21 protein-coding genes are annotated in these 17,131 nt (G+C 41.0%); 20 read left to right on the top strand and 1 reads right to left on the bottom strand.

The genetic code is table 11. The annotated features are described in order from the left end of the window. Positions 1–203 precede the first annotated feature (203 nt). The 18 genes from ACFI4Z_RS12135 (at position 204) to alr (ending at position 15,851) form a co-directional block, all read left to right on the top strand. Entirely contained in the window at positions 204–1,316 is a 1,113-nt protein-coding gene (locus tag ACFI4Z_RS12135) for a sensor histidine kinase (protein ID WP_462670810.1), read from the top strand. Then, positions 1,313–1,915 (top strand): response regulator transcription factor, encoded by a 603-nt coding sequence (locus ACFI4Z_RS12140; RefSeq protein WP_462670811.1) that lies wholly within the window; start codon positions 1,313–1,315, stop codon positions 1,913–1,915. The genes ACFI4Z_RS12135 and ACFI4Z_RS12140 overlap by 4 nt, the downstream gene beginning before the upstream one ends. 119 nt (positions 1,916–2,034) lie before the next feature. Beyond that, entirely contained in the window at positions 2,035–4,533 is a 2,499-nt protein-coding gene (gene rnr / locus ACFI4Z_RS12145) for a ribonuclease R (RefSeq protein ID WP_462670812.1), read from the top strand. Beyond that, the gene (rlmB, locus tag ACFI4Z_RS12150; RefSeq protein ID WP_087531074.1) at positions 4,530–5,276 is read left to right on the top strand and encodes a 23S rRNA (guanosine(2251)-2'-O)-methyltransferase RlmB; all 747 of its coding nucleotides are present in this window, start codon (positions 4,530–4,532) and stop codon (positions 5,274–5,276) included. Before rnr ends, rlmB begins: the two co-directional genes overlap by 4 nt. A gap of 240 nt (positions 5,277–5,516) precedes the next feature. Beyond that, positions 5,517–5,858 (top strand): 30S ribosomal protein S6, encoded by a 342-nt coding sequence (gene rpsF / locus ACFI4Z_RS12155; RefSeq protein WP_036980061.1) that lies wholly within the window; start codon positions 5,517–5,519, stop codon positions 5,856–5,858. A gap of 69 nt (positions 5,859–5,927) precedes the next feature. Continuing rightward, complete coding sequence (priB, locus tag ACFI4Z_RS12160; protein ID WP_135473388.1) at positions 5,928–6,230, top strand: primosomal replication protein N; 303 nt, start codon at positions 5,928–5,930, stop codon at positions 6,228–6,230. Between the two features lie 12 nt (positions 6,231–6,242). Next, on the top strand, positions 6,243–6,470 hold the full coding sequence (rpsR, locus tag ACFI4Z_RS12165) for a 30S ribosomal protein S18 (RefSeq protein ID WP_002962753.1): 228 nt from the start codon (positions 6,243–6,245) through the stop codon (positions 6,468–6,470). A 35-nt stretch (positions 6,471–6,505) separates the two neighbouring features. After that, positions 6,506–6,958 carry a 50S ribosomal protein L9 gene (gene rplI / locus ACFI4Z_RS12170; protein WP_462670813.1) on the top strand — a complete coding sequence of 151 codons (453 nt, stop codon included), beginning with the start codon at positions 6,506–6,508 and terminating at the stop codon, positions 6,956–6,958. Between the two features lie 291 nt (positions 6,959–7,249). Continuing rightward, positions 7,250–7,684: a type IV pilin protein gene (locus ACFI4Z_RS12175; RefSeq protein WP_462670814.1), complete on the top strand. Its 435-nt coding sequence runs from the start codon at positions 7,250–7,252 to the stop codon at positions 7,682–7,684. Between the two features lie 4 nt (positions 7,685–7,688). After that, entirely contained in the window at positions 7,689–8,138 is a 450-nt protein-coding gene (locus ACFI4Z_RS12180) for a GspH/FimT family pseudopilin (RefSeq protein WP_462670815.1), read from the top strand. Continuing rightward, on the top strand, positions 8,138–8,551 hold the full coding sequence (locus ACFI4Z_RS12185; RefSeq protein ID WP_462670816.1) for a type IV pilus modification PilV family protein: 414 nt from the start codon (positions 8,138–8,140) through the stop codon (positions 8,549–8,551). The genes ACFI4Z_RS12180 and ACFI4Z_RS12185 overlap by 1 nt, the downstream gene beginning before the upstream one ends. Continuing rightward, positions 8,551–9,078 (top strand): PilW family protein, encoded by a 528-nt coding sequence (locus tag ACFI4Z_RS12190; RefSeq protein WP_099296196.1) that lies wholly within the window; start codon positions 8,551–8,553, stop codon positions 9,076–9,078. Before ACFI4Z_RS12185 ends, ACFI4Z_RS12190 begins: the two co-directional genes overlap by 1 nt. Beyond that, a complete protein-coding gene (locus ACFI4Z_RS12195; protein WP_462670817.1) occupies positions 9,078–10,892 on the top strand; it encodes a DUF7305 domain-containing protein in 1,815 nt (604 codons plus the stop codon). Before ACFI4Z_RS12190 ends, ACFI4Z_RS12195 begins: the two co-directional genes overlap by 1 nt. A 422-nt stretch (positions 10,893–11,314) precedes the next feature. Continuing rightward, complete coding sequence (locus ACFI4Z_RS12200; RefSeq protein ID WP_462670818.1) at positions 11,315–11,866, top strand: RNA polymerase sigma factor; 552 nt, start codon at positions 11,315–11,317, stop codon at positions 11,864–11,866. Further along, complete coding sequence (locus ACFI4Z_RS12205) at positions 11,853–12,335, top strand: hypothetical protein (protein WP_462670819.1); 483 nt, start codon at positions 11,853–11,855, stop codon at positions 12,333–12,335. The genes ACFI4Z_RS12200 and ACFI4Z_RS12205 overlap by 14 nt, the downstream gene beginning before the upstream one ends. A gap of 11 nt (positions 12,336–12,346) precedes the next feature. Further along, the gene (locus tag ACFI4Z_RS12210; protein WP_462670820.1) at positions 12,347–13,291 is read left to right on the top strand and encodes a DUF4097 family beta strand repeat-containing protein; all 945 of its coding nucleotides are present in this window, start codon (positions 12,347–12,349) and stop codon (positions 13,289–13,291) included. A 101-nt stretch (positions 13,292–13,392) separates the two neighbouring features. Continuing rightward, a complete protein-coding gene (gene dnaB, locus ACFI4Z_RS12215) occupies positions 13,393–14,772 on the top strand; it encodes a replicative DNA helicase (protein WP_099296201.1) in 1,380 nt (459 codons plus the stop codon). After that, positions 14,772–15,851 (top strand): alanine racemase, encoded by a 1,080-nt coding sequence (gene alr / locus ACFI4Z_RS12220; RefSeq protein WP_462670821.1) that lies wholly within the window; start codon positions 14,772–14,774, stop codon positions 15,849–15,851. Before dnaB ends, alr begins: the two co-directional genes overlap by 1 nt. A 2-nt stretch (positions 15,852–15,853) precedes the next feature. Here the strand turns inward: alr and ACFI4Z_RS12225 are convergent, their stop codons facing one another. After that, positions 15,854–16,093 carry a DUF2960 domain-containing protein gene (locus ACFI4Z_RS12225; protein ID WP_087531146.1) on the bottom strand — a complete coding sequence of 80 codons (240 nt, stop codon included), beginning with the start codon at positions 16,091–16,093 and terminating at the stop codon, positions 15,854–15,856. 129 nt (positions 16,094–16,222) lie between these two features. Here ACFI4Z_RS12225 and ACFI4Z_RS12230 point away from each other — a divergent pair, with 129 nt between their 5' ends. Both ACFI4Z_RS12230 and pnuC read left to right on the top strand, forming a co-directional pair. Then, positions 16,223–16,474, top strand: coding sequence for a hypothetical protein (locus ACFI4Z_RS12230; RefSeq protein ID WP_058560330.1), 252 nt, complete (start codon positions 16,223–16,225; stop codon positions 16,472–16,474). A 24-nt stretch (positions 16,475–16,498) separates the two neighbouring features. Next, the gene (pnuC, locus tag ACFI4Z_RS12235) at positions 16,499–17,122 is read left to right on the top strand and encodes a nicotinamide riboside transporter PnuC (RefSeq protein ID WP_462670822.1); all 624 of its coding nucleotides are present in this window, start codon (positions 16,499–16,501) and stop codon (positions 17,120–17,122) included. Positions 17,123–17,131: the final 9 nt, after the last annotated feature.

Consider the following 17,131-nt stretch of genomic DNA (forward strand, 5'->3'; position numbering starts at 1 on the left):
AATTAGTGACAATTTACACTACACGGGGTGTAGATTAAAAGCGATAGTTTATCTATCAAATAACCGCATTAATGTGAGTAATGTATGAATGATGCTATTTTATTTAGTTTACAAATTGCACAGCATTATGAAGTTTTTTGGATGTATACCATACAGAATATTGCTGTGATATCAGTTGCTTTTTGGATGTAACGTAGGTTTTTATGAGTTTGAATAAACTGTTAGATAAATATATTAAAACTAAATCCTTTTGGAGCTGGGGACCTTTACTCTTTACTGGTTTTTATTTGCTACCTACAATTTTTAATTTTTCACAATTAAGTGCGCTAAATATAACAGTGACCTTAATATTCTATATTGCTTTTATTGTGCTATATATTTTGGCTGTGAATAAGAAGTTAGGTAACGTAACTCCACTGTTTGGTGCAATGGTTTTAGTTTGTGTAAGTGCTAGCTTCTTTACAGCAGGGACGTCGACTTTATTTGGGTTTGCAGCTTATATCGCTGGCTTTAGTTTTACTAAACTTGCTAAGTGGATGGCAATTGGCTGTGTTTTTTTAGGCATTCTACTAAGTGCTTATTTTGCCGGTGTGAACAACCCAGAGTACTTCTTAGGTGGTTCACTCATTTTAAGTATTGCGCTGTTTAGTTTTGGTGCAGCTGCGCGCAAAGAGCATATTCATAAAATGCGTGAACATCAAAGTGCGCAGCAATTAGAGCAATTAGCAGCGATTGCAGAGCGAGAGCGTATAGCTCGTGATTTGCACGATATATTAGGTCATTCGTTATCATCTATTGCGCTAAAATCAGAGCTGGCGAGTAAGCTCAATCACGCTGAGCGTTACGCGCAAGCAAATAGTGAAATTGATCAGGTTGCAGAGTTGGCGAGACAGTTACTGAGTGATGTTAGAAATGCAGTAAGCGATTTAAAGCAGCTGAACATTCATAGTCAGCTTGATGCGCTTCATCAGCGTTTACTTGAACATGGCTTTGAGGTCATATTCAAAGTGGATATCGATAAGCTCCCCGCCTCTGTTGAGGGCGTTGCTAACTTAATTATTAAAGAAGCGGTTACAAATTTAATGCGTCATTGCGTTAGTAAGCAATGTGAAATTAATGTAGAGCAAACTACTGAGCAACTTAATATTTTCATAATTAATCCAGATGCGTGCGACAAAATAGCCATGGGTAATGGTTTAAATGGCATTAAAGAGCGGGCTGAGCAGCTAGGTGGCTCGGCGCATATTCAAACTGGGCAAAGTTTTAAGTTAAATGTGAGTTTGCCCTTATACCTACAGGTAGGGGCGCTGATATGATCAAAGTTTATTTAGTCGAAGACCAAGGGCTAGTTCGTGGCGCCGTAGCAGCTTTATTAAGTTTGGATATCAGTATTGAGGTAGTAGGTCAAGCAACGAATGGCCAAACAGCATTACAAGAAATAGCCGATTTAAAGCCTGATATTGTAATAACTGATATTGAAATGCCCATCATGACTGGTATTGAGCTTGCCCAAAAATTACATGCTGACTTTCCTGATATCAAAGTAGTGATCATGACTACTTTTTCACGTTCAGGGTATATTCGCCGTTCTATGGCTGCGGGTGTAAAAGGGTTTGTGCTAAAAGAAGCGCCCAGTGAAAGTTTAATCGCAACCCTAAAAAAAGTGATGGCAGGGCAAAAAGTGATTGATTCAGAGCTTGCCTTAAACGCGCTTGAAGATAACGATCCACTTTCAGATAAAGAACGAAAAGCATTGCAGTTAGCCAGTGAAGGGTTGAAAACTGCAGAGATTGCCGCAAGGTTATTCTTAAGTGAAGGTACTGTACGTAATTACTTATCAGATGCCATTGCTAAACTGAATGCCAGTAATCGAGTTGATGCAGCACGTATAGCCAAGCAAAAAGGCTGGTTATAGCCCTTTTGAGTTAATTTAGCTCATCTAAATGGGCTTTCTTAAAAGTTTCATAGCTTTTGCCTGTCTCATTGTTCGGTTATGGGTTAAAATAACAACATAACCAATTAACAAGATAGTGAATGTCAAACCAAGATCCTAATCTCAGTCGAGAACAAGAAAAGTACGAAAACCCTGTCCCAAGCCGTGAGTTTATACTTACTCATATAAAAGACCGTGCAAAACCTGCCAATTTTCAGCAGCTATGTGAAGAGTTAGCTGTCAACGATGATGAGCGCCAGATTGCTTTTAAGCGTCGATTACGTGCTATGGAGCGCGATGGTCAGCTATATTTTAATAAGTTTAAATGCTACGCCTTAATTGACGAAGCAGGCCTGACCAAAGGTAAAGTAATAGGCCATAGAGACGGGTTTGGCTTTTTAGAAGTTGAAGGTGAAGGTAAAGATTGGTTTATCGCCAAGCACCAAATGAACATGGTACTGCACGGTGATATTGTACTCGCTAAAGGCACTAAACGGGGCTCTGGCGGTAAGTGTGACGCACGCATTATTAAAGTGCTGACCAATGAACGTGCACCAATTGTTGGCCGCTATTTTGTTGAACACGGTATTGCTGTAGTTGTGGCTGAAGATCCTCGAATTACGCAAGATATTATTATTTTACCCGGTACAGAAAAAGGCGCTCGCCATAACCAAATGGTGCAAGTACAAATAACCCAAAACCCAAGCCGTAATATGAATGCGGTAGGCAAGGTTGTTGATGTATTAGGTGAGCATTTAGCACCAGGAATGGAAATTGAAGTTGCGCTGCGTAACCATGATATTCCTCATGTATGGCCTGAAGCCGTTGAAAAACAAGTTGCTCATTTAGGTGAATTTGTAGAAGAAGCCGATAAACAAAACCGCGTAGATTTACGCGATTTACCATTAGTAACGATTGACGGTGAAGACGCCCGCGATTTTGATGATGCGGTTTATTGTGAGCGTAAAAAATCTGGTGGGTGGCGCTTATGGGTGGCCATTGCTGACGTATCGCATTATGTTGGTATGAATACGCCGCTTAACAAAGAAGCGATTGAACGCGGTAACTCAGTGTACTTTCCTGAGCAAGTTATTCCAATGCTGCCAAAAGTGCTCTCTAATGGGTTATGTTCATTAAACCCAGAAGTTGACCGCTTATGTATGGTTGCGGAAATGATGGTATCAGAAGCAGGTAAGCTGTCTGGTTATCGTTTTTACGAAGCGGTAATGAACTCGCATGCGCGTTTAACTTACACCAAAACCAATGCCATTTTGCAAGGCGATGAAAAGTTACGTAAAGAATACGCAGCAGTAGTGCCGCATTTAACTGATTTACAGCAAATGTATATGGCACTCAAATCAGCGCGCCAACAGCGTGGGGCTATTGAGTTTGAAACATTAGAAACCCGCTTTGTATTTAATGCCCAACGTAAAATTGAATCAATCGTGCCAGTGGTACGTAACGATGCGCATAAGTTAATTGAAGAATGTATGATTTTAGCCAATGTCTCTGCGGCTAAAATGCTTGAAAAACACGAAGCCAGCGCGCTTTATCGTGTGCACGATGAGCCTGATGGCGAAAAGCTCGGTAACTTTAGGCAGTTCTTGTCAGAGCTTGGTATTGAGTCAACACTTAGTGATGAACCAACACCAAAAGAAATCACCCATGTACTCGCTAAGTTAGGGGATCGCCCTGAAGCTGAGTTGATTCAAACCATGTTACTGCGCTCGATGAAGCAGGCTGTTTATCAAGCAGATAACATCGGTCACTTTGGTTTGGCGCTGGGTGAATACGCACACTTTACCTCACCAATTCGCCGTTACCCTGATTTAGTGGTGCACCGTGCAATTAAAGGTATTTTAAAAGCGCAGGGCATGCAAACTTCCGGTGACTATGTATATAGTGATGACGAAGTTGATCAGTTAGGCGAGCAATGTTCGACCACTGAGCGCCGCGCAGATGATGCCACACGTGAAGTTGCTGATTGGCTTAAATGCGAATACATGCAAGATCATGTGGGTGATGAGTTTGAAGGCGTTATTTCATCGGTAACAAACTTTGGTTTGTTTATTCGTTTAGATGATTTACAAATTGATGGTTTAATTCATGTCACCAACCTAGGCAGTGAATATTTCCAACATGATGCTGCTAAGCATTGCTTGATTGGAGAGCAAACCCATAAAGTCTATCGCTTAGGCGACAAAGTAACGGTGCAGGTTGCATCTGTGAGCTTGGATGAGCGCCGTATTAATTTAACCTTAAGTGGCGATGTGGCACAAGACCGTTATTCGCGCCGCCGTGGTGCTAAAGATAGTCATGCACCAGCGAGTGTTCGTTCGCAATTAAAAGCGGGTAAAATTCCTGGCAAAAAAGGCGACGATAAAGAACAACGCAAAGGTAAGTCATCAACCCGCTCTAAGGGTAAAGCAGAGTCTGATACCAGTAAAAAAGGTAAGAAGAAACCTGCCAGTCGCAGCAAAGCAAAAGCAACAACTGATGGCGTAACCAAAAAGAAAACCAAGAAAAAGGCTGTTAAAAAGCCAAAAAGACCCGGCAAAAATGCCCGTAAACGTACCAGCCCAGGAGCAAGTAATACGTGAGTAATGAATTAATTTTTGGCTTTCACTCTGTTGAAGCAATTTTAGCAAAAGAGCCTGAGCGTTTTTTAGAAATTTACGCTTTAAAGGGGCGTGATGATAAGCGCTTAACCCCGATAATTAATGAAGCACGTAAATTTGGTATTTCAGTACAGTTTATGCAGCGTAAAGCGCTTGATAACAAAGCAAAAGATGAGCAGCACCAAGGTATTATCGCGAATGTAAAAGCGGCCCCGACATACAATGAAAAAGATCTTGATGTGATCATTGCCCGTGAAGACACCCCGTTTTTATTGGTGCTTGATGGCATTACTGATCCGCATAACTTAGGTGCTTGCCTACGTAGCGCCGATGCTGCCGGTGTTCACGCGATTATTGTACCAAAAGATAAATCAGCAAAGCTCAATGGCACAGCACGAAAAGTAGCCTGTGGCGCAGCCGAAACTGTTCCGCTTATTCAAGTGACTAACCTTGCCCGTACTTTACGTGAAATTAAAGATGCAGGTGTGTGGGTAGTTGGTACGGCTGGCGAAACTGATACTCACGTATTTGATGCAAACCTAACAGGCCCAATGGCCATTGTTATGGGGGCTGAGGGTGAAGGCATGCGTCGTTTAACTCGCGAGCACTGTGATGTACTGGTTAAAATCCCAATGGCAGGCAGTGTTTCAAGCCTAAACGTATCTGTTGCCACCGGCATTTGTTTGTTTGAAGTACTGCGCCAGAGAAATGCGACACAAGCTTAAAAAGCTTTAAGGTATAAGCTTTAAGCCCTAAGCTGATGTTAATCATAGCATCAGTTTACCTTTATTAACTCCAAAACAATTATAACTTAAAGCTTACTGCTTAAAGCTAAAAAACCTGCTTGCTTAATTTTCCAACTAAGCGTAAAATGCGCGCTCATTTCGGCCTATTTAATATTAATTCCTTGCCTTAAACCGACTGGCCGAAACGGTAGAAGGCTCTATTAACCGTAAGGAATATCCATGCGTCATTACGAAATCGTATTCATGGTTCACCCTGATCAGAGTGAGCAAGTTGCTGGTATGATCGAACGTTATACTGGTTCTATCACTGAAGCGGGTGGTACTATCCACCGTCTTGAAGACTGGGGCCGTCGTCAACTGGCTTACCCAATCAACAAGCTTCACAAAGCTCATTATGTTCTTATGAACGTTGAAGCACCTACTGAAGTAATCAGCGAGCTAGAAACTACTTTCCGCTACAACGATGCAGTGCTTCGTAACTTAGTTATGCGTACTAAAAACGCTGTAACTGAAGCGTCTCCTCTTGTAAGAGAAGAGAAGAAAGAAGCACCAGCTGCTTAATTGTTTTGAGTCCAAGCATGGCGCTTGTTCAGTTGAGTTATTAAGATGAGCCAAAAGCTTAACCCTTACATGAATCAACTAACACTATCTGGAGTTGTTTGTAAAACACCCAAATATAGCCAAAGCCCTGCTGGTATACCGCATTGTATTTTTGTTATTGAACATAAATCAATGCAAATTGAAGCAGACCTTAACCGTAATAGTTATGTGAAACTTCAAGTGGTTGCTAGTGGTAAGCAAATGCAACAACAGACTCAACATTTGCACGTTGGGCAGGCATTGCAAGTGAGTGGTTTTTTAAATCGCCACGAAGGTCGTAACGGCCTTAGCCAATTGGTTTTGCATGCTCAGCATATAGAAAGAATTAATTGAGGAATTTATCTCATGGCACGTTATTTCAGACGTCGTAAGTTCTGCCGCTTTAAAGCGGAAGGCGTACAACAAATCGATTACAAAGATCTAGCTACTCTTAGAAACTATGTTACAGAAAGTGGCAAAATCGTACCTAGCCGTATTACAGGTACTAGCGCTAAATACCAGCGCCAGCTAGCAACTGCTATCAAGCGCGCTCGCTACTTAGCCCTTCTTCCATACACTGACTTACATAAGTAAGCAGCGGATTAACAGTTTTTAAAAGGTGTAGAAACATGCAAGTTATTCTACTAGATAAGATCGCTAACCTAGGTAACCTAGGTGAACAGGTTGTAGTTAAATCTGGTTTCGCACGTAACTTCCTTTTCCCGCAAGGTAAGGCAGTTCCTGCGACTAAAGCTAACATTGAAACTTTTGACGCACGTCGCGCAGAACTTGAAGCGAAAATCGCTGAACAGTTAGTTGCTGCACAAGCGCGCGCTGACAAACTAGAAGCATTAGCTGAAGTTACATTAGTATCTAAAGCGGGTGACGAAGGTAAGTTATTCGGTTCAATCGGTACTCGTGACATCGCTGACGCTATCTCAGCTGTTGGTGTTGAAGTTGCTAAATCAGAAGTTCGTTTACCTCTAGGTACTATCCGTGAGACTGGCGAATTTGACGTTGCAATCGCAGTACACTCAGACGTAACGGCTACTATCAAAGTAATCGTAATCGCTGAAGCTTAATTTTTTAATTAAGCCAAAAAAGCCGTGCTCATTGAGCACGGCTTTTTGTTACCCAACAGAATGAACTAACTACTTATATTGTTCGTATATGTAAGTTGTTGTTAGTTATAATGTATTAGAGTGTATAATATTTTCGGTGTAGCTTTTTTCACCGTGTGAAGTCGAAGAAAAACCATAGAGTAGTTGATATACTTTTATTTGTTGTTTCCATTCGATTACAGTTTGTTGACAGTGACAGCGTTGTCACTGTATATTGTTTGTGCACTGGGCATGGTGTGAAGGAAGTAATTGATGAACAATAAAATGAAAAAAAGTTTACTACAACATGGGTTTACACTTACTGAGTTATTAATAGTTGTCGCAATAATAGGTATTCTTTATAGTGTAGCTTTACCTTCATATACGGAACATATGGAGCGCAGTCGCCGCGCTGATATTCAGCAGGTAATGTTACAATATGGTGCAAGCCTAGAGCGAATATATTCACGTAACGGTGGCTACCCAAATGCATTTAATGCTGCTGTAAATACTGAATTCTATACTTTTTCATACACGCCATCAGATAGAGTCCCCGGTGCAGCTGCTGCCGATGATTTTCGTAATCGAAAATACACTTTAAAAGCGACTCCTAAAGCAGGCTCAGCTCAAGCGAATGACCGTTGTGGTGCCTTAACGTTAACTCATGATGGTTCACAGCTACCAAATTCTAATAGTTGTTGGGGTTAACCAAATGAATAAAACCTCAGGTTTTACCCTTGTAGAGTTAATGGTGGTGGTTGGTATCATCGCGATTATGGCTGTGCTTGCATTTCCCTCATTTAGCCAGCAAATAATGCAAGATCGTGTTGTAACAACCGCCAATCAGTTGAACAGTGTATACAAGTTTGCGCGCAGCGAAGCGGTAAAGCGTGATAGTGATGTTAAGCTTGTTGTGAGCGCAGATAAATGGCAAGTAAAGGCACCCGTTGATGGAGTAGAAACCTTATTGCGTGAGTTTGCTATTCAGCATCAGGGCATTGATGTGGCTTTAGTTAACCGAACAATTATGTCCACAGGTGAGGTTTCGTTAGCAAGTACCATTTTGATTAAAGATGATAACGAAAAAACGACGGACTATTATCTTTGTGTTTTAAAAAGTGGTCAAAATTGGTTAGCTGAAAAATCCACTGGGTGCGCGTAATGAAATCGCAAAATGGTTTTTCATTACTTGAGGTAATGATATCGGTTGTGATTGCGGGTATTGCTTTACTGGGTCTTGCCTCTGCGCAGCTAAAATCTTTACAATACGCGACCAACAGTTTTAATTACACTGTTTCTTTAATTCAAGCGCAAAATACCATAGAGCGAATATGGCCTCATATTTGTGAATTGCAAACAACGAACCCAGACCTATTTACGGACGTGAATTTTCGCGCTGCGCTTGAACCACAAATAGCCGACTACACGTTAACCATACCAGCTACTTTTGATGATGAAATGCAGGTTATTGTTAGCTGGAATGACGAACGTATTAAGCAAAACGACCCGCAGGGTTTAGAAAATCAAATCACACTCAATGCCAGTTACCCTGATTTATCTGCAGGGTGTAGTTAATGTTTTATTGCGGAGAAAAACAACGCGGTTATACATTGGTCGAGTTGATGGTAGCACTTGCAGCAGGGGCGTTTTTGCTCGGTGGTGTAAGTTTGGCATACTCAGCGATAAAAGGGACTGTGTTGGTTGGCAAGGAATTAGAAAACGCGCAAGAAGTTATACGCTATACCAGCAAGGTATTTACTCGCAGTATTAAGCAAACACCGGTTACACCTATAGTTAGTGCTGATGGTTCATCAATTACAATAACCCAGCCCGCAGGAGTTGTGACTTGTACAGGAAGTGTGGCAGCGGCGGATGTAAATGAAGTGTACAGCCTAGACGGTAATAACCTCATGTGTGCGCTCGGTGCATTGACCCCTGAGCGGTTATTAACCGGTTTAGCATCGCTAAATTTTAGTATCAACAATGAGCTAGTCACAATTAACGTTAAACCAGAGCAGTTACCAGCTCAATTTGGGGATTCCGTTGCTATAGAGCTAGCTGCATCTAACGTTATTCTTGAAAAAGTATACAGTGGTGAATAATGAGTAAGAAACAGCATGGCTTTACATTAATAACGGTGCTTATTTTAACAAGTATGGCCAGCATTGTTGTACTTAATTCATTACGTGAAAACCTTGTGCAAGAACGTTTGACGGGTAACTTTCAAAAGAAGATTAATAGCCGCCTGTTAGCTGAAAAAGGGGTATTCGAAGAGGCGAAGTTATTAAAACAGGCACTGAACGATAATCAGGCGCTTGATGTAGATGGTTTAATTGCTGCAGCAGGAAATGCCACAGGGAGTGGTTTAATTGGCGATGATGCTATTTATAATGCGACATTAAGTAAAAATGCAGCAGGAGAAATTGAAATAGCTAGTCAGGGCCGGCGCTATAGCGGCGACGCGGTCAGTAACCTCGTTGCACGTTATAAAATGATTCCTGGTGCGCCTAAGTCTCCCTTTGAGCAAGCCATTGTTGGCTGTGAAGGGGTTCTTGTTAATGGTAGCGGTCGTATTGACAGCTATGATTCAGCGGACGGGCCATATAAAGAAGAAGATGCGGGTACAGATGCACGGGTAGGGACTATTCATCATGATTCAGATGTTTCGTTAAGTGGTGGCTCGCCTATTTGGGGCGATGTGATAGTAACGGGTAATGTAACTTTAAGTGGTAGTTCACCTGTAATGGGAGATATACATGCCAACGGAAGTGTTACTATTAATGGCGGTACTGGCACCGGTGTGCCTGAAGGCTATCCAGCTGACACCCGCGTAGCAGGAGATATTTTATCAATGCAAAGCATTGATTTCACTGGCGGACGTGTTTTGGGGGTGTTAAGGGCTATAAAAGATTTAACAATCCGTAATAATGATGACGGTATTGTTGAGAATAGAGAAGCAAATGGCCTTGATATTATGTATGGCGGTAAAGGTAGCTTCCCCAGTGATTTAGGTGCGCACCAGTATCAAGATGGTAAACCATATTCACATGAAGTATTTAAAAAAGTGCCAGATATACAACCTGTCCCTTCGGTTGACCCAAATAACCCAGACCCAAATCATGACTACACAGATCCACGTACTAACTGTGATCCGATTTTGGTTGTTCGTAACAATGAAAATTTAGCCGGCAGCAGTACACTTACGGATTTAAATGTTATCGAATTTTCAGCATTTAATTTGACCGCAAATCAGGGGACATTTACCAAGTGGCCGAGTTGGAAAAAACCGATGGGGCAAAACATTACGCCTGTATCAAGAACCGTATTTGAGCAACCTAATCAACAAGTTTATGTCTTGGATAGCTTGACCGTTTCTGGCGGAAAACTGACTGTGCAAAGTGGTGATGTCACTTTATATATTAAAAACGACTTTAGGTATAATAATCATCCTAGTAATGGGTTTGAGATTGCCTCGGGTGCCACATTAACAATATATATTGAAGGACGCGTTATTATTGATGATGAAATTACAGCGCATGAGCCTATTTCGTCAGTTGGGCGTGCTGTATTTAGCATTTTTTCAAGTTACGAAACCCCAGACATGGATCCGCTGGTGTGTCATGGTGTGCCTTCAACAGGCAATAAAGTTGGCGTAGAGCTTTTGTCAAATGCATCTATGTATGCAGCGATTTATGCACCTAGAGCTCATATTCAAGTTAATTCAGATTCTGGTAATGACTTTAATGGCTCCCTGAGAGGCAAAACGGTCTCAACATGCGGTAATGGTGGGATCCATTATGACAAACGTTTAAAAGATATTAGTGCTGGCGGTGGCGGTGCTACCGTACCTAAATTACAGTTTCTAGGTTGGTCATACAAAGCCCCCGAAACGATTGTTGAAGAAACAACTCCTTAAGAATATGGCTGCACCCCAGTGTAGCCATTCAAAACTGGCTTTAATGATCGTTTGATCACTGACCTTTCATTTAGAAAATAAATAATTTTATTTCTTTTAAACCTTTTCTACCTTGCCTAACGTCTAACTATTCAAGAAACTAAGTAACCTGAACTCTGGATAATAAATCTATCTCCAGCGGCTACTTTTAACGCTAACTGCGTTGAATTTACTTGCAATAGGCCAGCTATTGACGCGTAAATTCGCCTTGTTATCGCTAAAAGACTCCGGCTGGAGACTAAGGGGGGAATTTGTTATTTAATATCAATATATTATTACATCTCTTAACCAGAGTTCAGGTTAAATATGAATAAAACGTATTTTTTAATGGCTTGGGTATAAACTCAATTCATAACAACAATTATAAAGGGACAACATCAACGATGTTGATAGATGCTAAAGAGGCTTTTGCACCCCCTTCTGAGGATGCATTAATTGCGCAAGTTAAAATAGGTGATCAACAGGCCTATGCCCAACTGTATACGTTACATGTTAAGCGCGTCTATGCATTGTGCTTGCGCTTACTTGCGGACAAAGAGCATGCAGAAGATGCAACACAAGAAGTCTTTGTTCAACTGTGGCATAAAATTGCGAGCTTTGAAGGGCAATCACAATTTTCCACATGGTTACATAGTGTAACCAGTAATATTGCGATTAGTTATTTAAGAAAGCATAAAAACTGGCTGCAAAAAGTGGTGAGTTTTGAGCAAAGCGGCATGGATGAGCAAAGTGCGACTGATTGCCAAGGTTTAAACGGGCTCGATAAATTAGTGCTGCGATTACCTGAGCGAGCAAGAATGGTGTTTGTATTACATGCCATTGAAGGTTACCGCCATGAAGAAATTGCGACCATGCTTGGAATGGCTGTCGGGTCGAGTAAGTCGCAATATCATCGTGCAAAACAGTTATTAAAAGAGTGGTATGAAAATGAGTAAACCAGATTTTGAAACATTCTTAGCTGAGTCAATTAATAACTCAGAGGCGCAGATTGCGCCGCAAAAAGATTTATGGCAAGGAATAGAAAAAGCAATTTCGAACCCTGCTACAAAACAGCATGAATCGTCTATGTGGCCAAAACTTGCTGGAATTGCAGCATGCAGTGTTGCTGCATTATTAAGTGTTCAGCTTGTTTTAAATAGCTCAACTCAAAACACGAGTGTTGCAATGAGTGACTTTTTTGCAGAGCAAAAACAAACGTTATTAGTACAGTACCAAAATCAGCCTGCGTTAACTGATAACTGGCAGCAACAATTAACAGAGTTAGAAGATGCAGAACGGGCAATTAAGCAAGCGTTAGAAAATGAGCCCGAAAATCCTGCATTATTAAAAATGTTGGCGCAAGTTTATCAACAGCAATTAGATCTAATTAATAAGGTGCATGCACCTAAGTGGCAAACAATTTAGGAGTAATAAGAATGAAAGCATTAATCTTAGCGATGAGTATGTTGCCGCTAATAGCAGTTGCAGGGCAAAAAATTGATGAGCAAATTAGCGTACCGGCTAATAAACGTATTTTTATTGATAACCAACGCGGTGATGTGCGCGTTGAAGGGTGGGATAAAGCTGAACTTAAAATTAGTGGTGAACTTGATGATAAAGCTAAAGGTTACCGCCTTGAAGTTGAAGATGATCGTATAGAGTTTATTGTAAAAATGCCACGCAGCGGTAATTATGGTTGGAATAGTGGTGATGGCTCTGATTTGGTTATTTTCATGCCCAACAGTAGTGAATTAGAGTTATCAGGCGTAAATGTAAATGTTATCGCGAGCAAACTAAGCAATGGAACAGAAATCGATGTTGTGAATGGTGATATTACTTTGTCTGCTATTGAAGGGGATATAAGCGTTGAAACGGTTAATGGCGATGTAGATGCGACAAACTTAATTGGTGATATTCGCTATGAAACCGTAAATGGTGAAATTAATGATAGAGACTCTCAAGGAAAATTACGTTTTACAGCTGTAAATGGTGATATTAAATCAACATCGAAAGCGCAAGATGTAAGATTAGAGAATGTTAATGGGGATATCGACTTTGCCCTTGATACTATTAAAAAGTTACGCATTAACACTGTTAATGGTGAGGCTGAAGTACGCATTAACCGTTTACTTGATAAGGCTGACATACGCTTTGAGTCAGTCAGTGGTGATGCTGAATTCTTTTTCCCTGATGACATATCTGCTAAATTTGAAATTGAAGCACATGCAAATGGCAAGATAGTTAATGAGCTCAGCAATGATAAAGTAAAAAAAGCTAAGTATGGTCCTTCAAGCGAACTTGAGTTTAGTGTAAATGGCGGCGACGCTGATATCGAAATAGATACAATCAGCGGCCGTATTGAATTGAAAAAGCATAACTAGCCGTAGAAAGTGCTAAGCAGGAAAAGAATTCCTGCTTAGCTATTTTCACAACCTCAGCAAGTCGATAGAATAGAGCTATTCCCTGTTAGTATTGCGAAGTTATGGCTAAACCAGATAAACAAGTCGACACCCTTAAAGTTCCTCCTCATTCCATTGAAGCAGAGCAGTCTGTTCTAGGTGGCTTAATGCTTGATAACCAAGCCTTTGACCGTGTTGCTGAGCTGGTTGTTGCGCAAGATTTTTACACGCGTACTCATAAACTTATCTTTGAGGCTATGGTTGAGCTGGCTGAAGTGGGTGATCCGATAGACTTAATCACAATTTCAGAGAGCTTAGAAAAAAAGAACTCACTAAGTAATATTGGTGGTTTTGCTTATTTAGCTGAAATCGCCAAAAATACACCCAGTGCTGCAAATATAGATGCTTATGCGAATATTGTACGTGAGCGTGCAGTGGTTCGTGAAATGATCGGCGTGGCTAACGAAATTGCTGAAGCGGGTTTTAATCCAGAAGGGCGAACCAGTCATGATTTGCTCGACTTTGCAGAAAGCAAAGTATTCAAAATTGCTGAACAGCGGACAAAAAGCAGTGAAGGCCCGCAAAGTATTCATAATATCTTAGAGAAAACTGTTGATAAAATTGAAGAGCTTTACCAGTCACCGCAAGATGGTGTAACGGGTGTAGGTACTGGTTATGCTGATCTAGATAAAATGACAACGGGTTTGCAACCCTCTGATTTAATCATTGTGGCAGCGCGTCCATCAATGGGTAAAACCACGTTTGCGATGAACTTAGCTGAACACGCCGCAATGACGCAAGATAAGCCTGTACTTATTTATTCATTAGAGATGCCATCTGAGCAAATCATGATGAGAATGCTGGCCTCCCTTGGTCGTATTAACCAAACCAAAGTTCGTACGGGCCAATTAGATGATGATGATTGGGCGCGCTTATCATCCACCATGGGCTTATTGATGGAAAAGGGTAAGATGTACGTGGATGATGCATCAGGCCTAACGCCGACTGATGTGCGCTCAAGAGCACGTCGTATTGCTCGAGATCATGGTGGTATTAGTATGATCATGGTCGATTACTTGCAGTTGATGCGGGTGCCGAGTTTGTCAGATAATCGTACCTTAGAGATTGCAGAAATATCACGCTCACTTAAGTCATTAGCCAAAGAGCTAAAATGCCCCGTTGTGGCACTTTCTCAGCTTAACCGTACTCTAGAGCAACGTGCTGATAAACGACCGATCAACTCGGATTTACGTGAATCAGGCTCTATCGAGCAAGATGCCGATTTAATCATGTTTATTTATCGTGATGAGGTTTACAACGAAGACAGTACAGAAAAAGGCATCGCTGAAATCATTATCGGTAAACAGCGTAACGGCCCTATCGGTAAAGTACGTTTGACCTTCCAAGGCCAGTTCTCGCGTTTTGATAATTACGCCGGCCCAGCAGTTGATGACGAGTATTAATGCGCTTAGCAGTAGCACAAATAAATTTATCAAACCTTGCGCATAACCTTGCGCAAGTAAAACGATTTGCACCTAATAGCAAGGTAATGGCTGTATTAAAAGCCAATGCCTATGGCCATGGTTTAGTTAAAATTGCACAACATTTAAATGATGCTGATGCCTTTGCCGTTGCCAGAATTGATGAGGCTCTAGCGCTTCGTGCTGGTGGGCTGACAAAACCAATCGTGCTGCTTGAAGGTGTATTTCACCCCGAAGATTTAGCTATCCTGCTGGCTAACAATTTTCAAACTATTATTCATGATGAGAATCAATTAATTGCGCTTGAAGAGGCGCAATTAGAGGCGCCTATAAACTGTTGGCTGAAAATAAATACTGGTATGCACCGTTTAGGTATTGCGCCATCGCAATTAAATAATTTTTACCAGCGCTTAAGTGCGACTAAAAATGCTAACAGTACTATTAATTTAATGACGCACTTTTCGTGTGCAGATGATGTGAGCGATGCAAAAACAGCTGAGCAAATCGCGTTGTTCGACTCCCTCGTCGCAGGTAAGCAACAAGCGCATTGCCTAGCCAATTCTGCGGGGATTATTGCATGGCCTGCGGGGCATGGGGATTGGGTGCGACCAGGTCTTATGATGTATGGTGTATCGCCTATGTTGGGAGCTTTAGGCCATCAACATAATTTAAAACCAGTTATGCGCTTAACGACCCGAGTCATTGCTATTCGTGAGGTCGATGCAATGCAATGTGTTGGCTACGGTGGAAGTTGGCACTCTCAAAGCGCAACTAAGTTAGCAGTGGTTGCTATGGGCTATGGTGATGGTTATCCGCGTCATGCGAAGCATGGTACACCTGTAGTGATAGGTAATAAGCGCTATGGTATTGCCGGCAATGTTTCAATGGATATGATAAGCGTAGACATTGGTGATAACAGCGAAAATATTAAAGTGGGTGACGAGGTGGTAATGTGGGGCCCTGAATTACCTGTTGAAGAGATCGCGCAATGTGCAACCACGATCCCTTATGAATTATTGTGTAACATTACCCCAAGAGTGAGCTACGAGTATCTAGATTAAGGCTATTCTTTAATAAAGTAGATATCAGCAAAGCCCATTCGGGCAAACTCTTGATCGCGAAAGTTACGCACCGCGGCAGATCCTTTCGATGTCATTTCAATTTGTCGTACCATATTTAAATAGTTGGTTAAATCTATACCTTCAGCTGCAGCTATCGCCTGATACATATCTTGATATTTATCTTTGGCGAAGTTAATTTCACGAGGTTGATTTTTAAAAGTGTAGGTAATACGTCGTGCCATGAGATACTCATAATTAAAACTAATAATGCTAATTTTACACCTTCTTTGCCGTCGCCTCTACCATTGAATGACTTGTAAGCAGTAGCGAGTTACAATAAGGTAATTATTTTAATAATGAGTGCGTTAGTAATGAAATTATCTGTTGAGATCAGTAAATACCCACTTCACCAAGACTATATCCCATTTATTAAAGGATTTATTGATCGTTTAAATACCTACGATGATTTGAAAGTGATAACCAATACGCTGTCTACGCAAATATTTGGCGACTATGATTTAGTCATGTCTGTTCTTAATACGGAAATTAAGCGCTCATATGAAGAGTTTGGTAAAGCTATTTTTGTATGTAAATTTCTCTCTGGTGACCTTTCACCTGAATAAACTTAGTATTTTAGTGAGCCAATAATGGATTTTATTACGCAAACTCTTGCAGGGTTTACTGCAATGTCGCACTGGGAATATATTGCAGTCGCTTTGTCTATGGCCTATCTATTGTTGGCTATAAAAGAAAACTTATGGTGTTGGCCAGCAGCGTTCTTTAGCACGTTAATTTATACCATCATGTATTGGAATGGTGCTTTGTTGATGGAGTCATTACTGCATTTTTATTATATGTACATGGCTGTTTATGGTTGGATGATATGGCGCAAAGGTGGTGCAAATAAGCAAGAGCTGGCCATTACCTCATGGAGTATAAATCAGCATATAGCTATCATTATAGGTACCTCGTTAGTGGCCATTGTATTAGGTTACATAATGACTAATTATACTCATGCAGATTTTGCTTACCTAGATAGCTTTACAACTTGTTTTGCTGTGGTGACAACGTATTTAGTGGCTAAAAAGGTACTTGAAAATTGGCTTTATTGGATAGTGATAGATGCCGCATCAATGTATCTATACTATGAAAAAGGCTATTACCCAACGCTTGCGTTATTCGTATTTTATACGGTAATGGCTGCATGGGGATTTAAAACTTGGTACGAAGAGTACGAACAAGATCAAGCTAAGCCTTTAGCACAACTATAATGAGTAGTG

Source organism: Pseudoalteromonas sp. RWi3, assembly GCF_054960735.1.

Bases quoted from the DNA above. Each gene is read 5' to 3' on its own strand.
- ACFI4Z_RS12135 (WP_462670810.1), top strand. From the start codon at position 204: ATGAGTTTGAATAAACTGTTAGATAAATATATTAAAACTAAATCCTTT.
- ACFI4Z_RS12140 (WP_462670811.1), top strand. From the start codon at position 1,313: ATGATCAAAGTTTATTTAGTCGAAGACCAAGGGCTAGTTCGTGGCGCC.
- rnr (WP_462670812.1), top strand. From the start codon at position 2,035: ATGTCAAACCAAGATCCTAATCTCAGTCGAGAACAAGAAAAGTACGAA.
- rpsF (WP_036980061.1), top strand. From the start codon at position 5,517: ATGCGTCATTACGAAATCGTATTCATGGTTCACCCTGATCAGAGTGAG.
- priB (WP_135473388.1), top strand. From the start codon at position 5,928: ATGAATCAACTAACACTATCTGGAGTTGTTTGTAAAACACCCAAATAT.
- rpsR (WP_002962753.1), top strand. From the start codon at position 6,243: ATGGCACGTTATTTCAGACGTCGTAAGTTCTGCCGCTTTAAAGCGGAA.
- rplI (WP_462670813.1), top strand. From the start codon at position 6,506: ATGCAAGTTATTCTACTAGATAAGATCGCTAACCTAGGTAACCTAGGT.
- ACFI4Z_RS12175 (WP_462670814.1), top strand. From the start codon at position 7,250: ATGAACAATAAAATGAAAAAAAGTTTACTACAACATGGGTTTACACTT.
- ACFI4Z_RS12180 (WP_462670815.1), top strand. From the start codon at position 7,689: ATGAATAAAACCTCAGGTTTTACCCTTGTAGAGTTAATGGTGGTGGTT.
- ACFI4Z_RS12185 (WP_462670816.1), top strand. From the start codon at position 8,138: ATGAAATCGCAAAATGGTTTTTCATTACTTGAGGTAATGATATCGGTT.
- ACFI4Z_RS12190 (WP_099296196.1), top strand. From the start codon at position 8,551: ATGTTTTATTGCGGAGAAAAACAACGCGGTTATACATTGGTCGAGTTG.
- ACFI4Z_RS12195 (WP_462670817.1), top strand. From the start codon at position 9,078: ATGAGTAAGAAACAGCATGGCTTTACATTAATAACGGTGCTTATTTTA.
- ACFI4Z_RS12200 (WP_462670818.1), top strand. From the start codon at position 11,315: ATGTTGATAGATGCTAAAGAGGCTTTTGCACCCCCTTCTGAGGATGCA.
- ACFI4Z_RS12205 (WP_462670819.1), top strand. From the start codon at position 11,853: ATGAAAATGAGTAAACCAGATTTTGAAACATTCTTAGCTGAGTCAATT.
- ACFI4Z_RS12210 (WP_462670820.1), top strand. From the start codon at position 12,347: ATGAAAGCATTAATCTTAGCGATGAGTATGTTGCCGCTAATAGCAGTT.
- dnaB (WP_099296201.1), top strand. From the start codon at position 13,393: ATGGCTAAACCAGATAAACAAGTCGACACCCTTAAAGTTCCTCCTCAT.
- alr (WP_462670821.1), top strand. From the start codon at position 14,772: ATGCGCTTAGCAGTAGCACAAATAAATTTATCAAACCTTGCGCATAAC.
- ACFI4Z_RS12225 (WP_087531146.1), bottom strand. From the start codon at position 16,093: ATGGCACGACGTATTACCTACACTTTTAAAAATCAACCTCGTGAAATT.
- ACFI4Z_RS12230 (WP_058560330.1), top strand. From the start codon at position 16,223: ATGAAATTATCTGTTGAGATCAGTAAATACCCACTTCACCAAGACTAT.
- pnuC (WP_462670822.1), top strand. From the start codon at position 16,499: ATGGATTTTATTACGCAAACTCTTGCAGGGTTTACTGCAATGTCGCAC.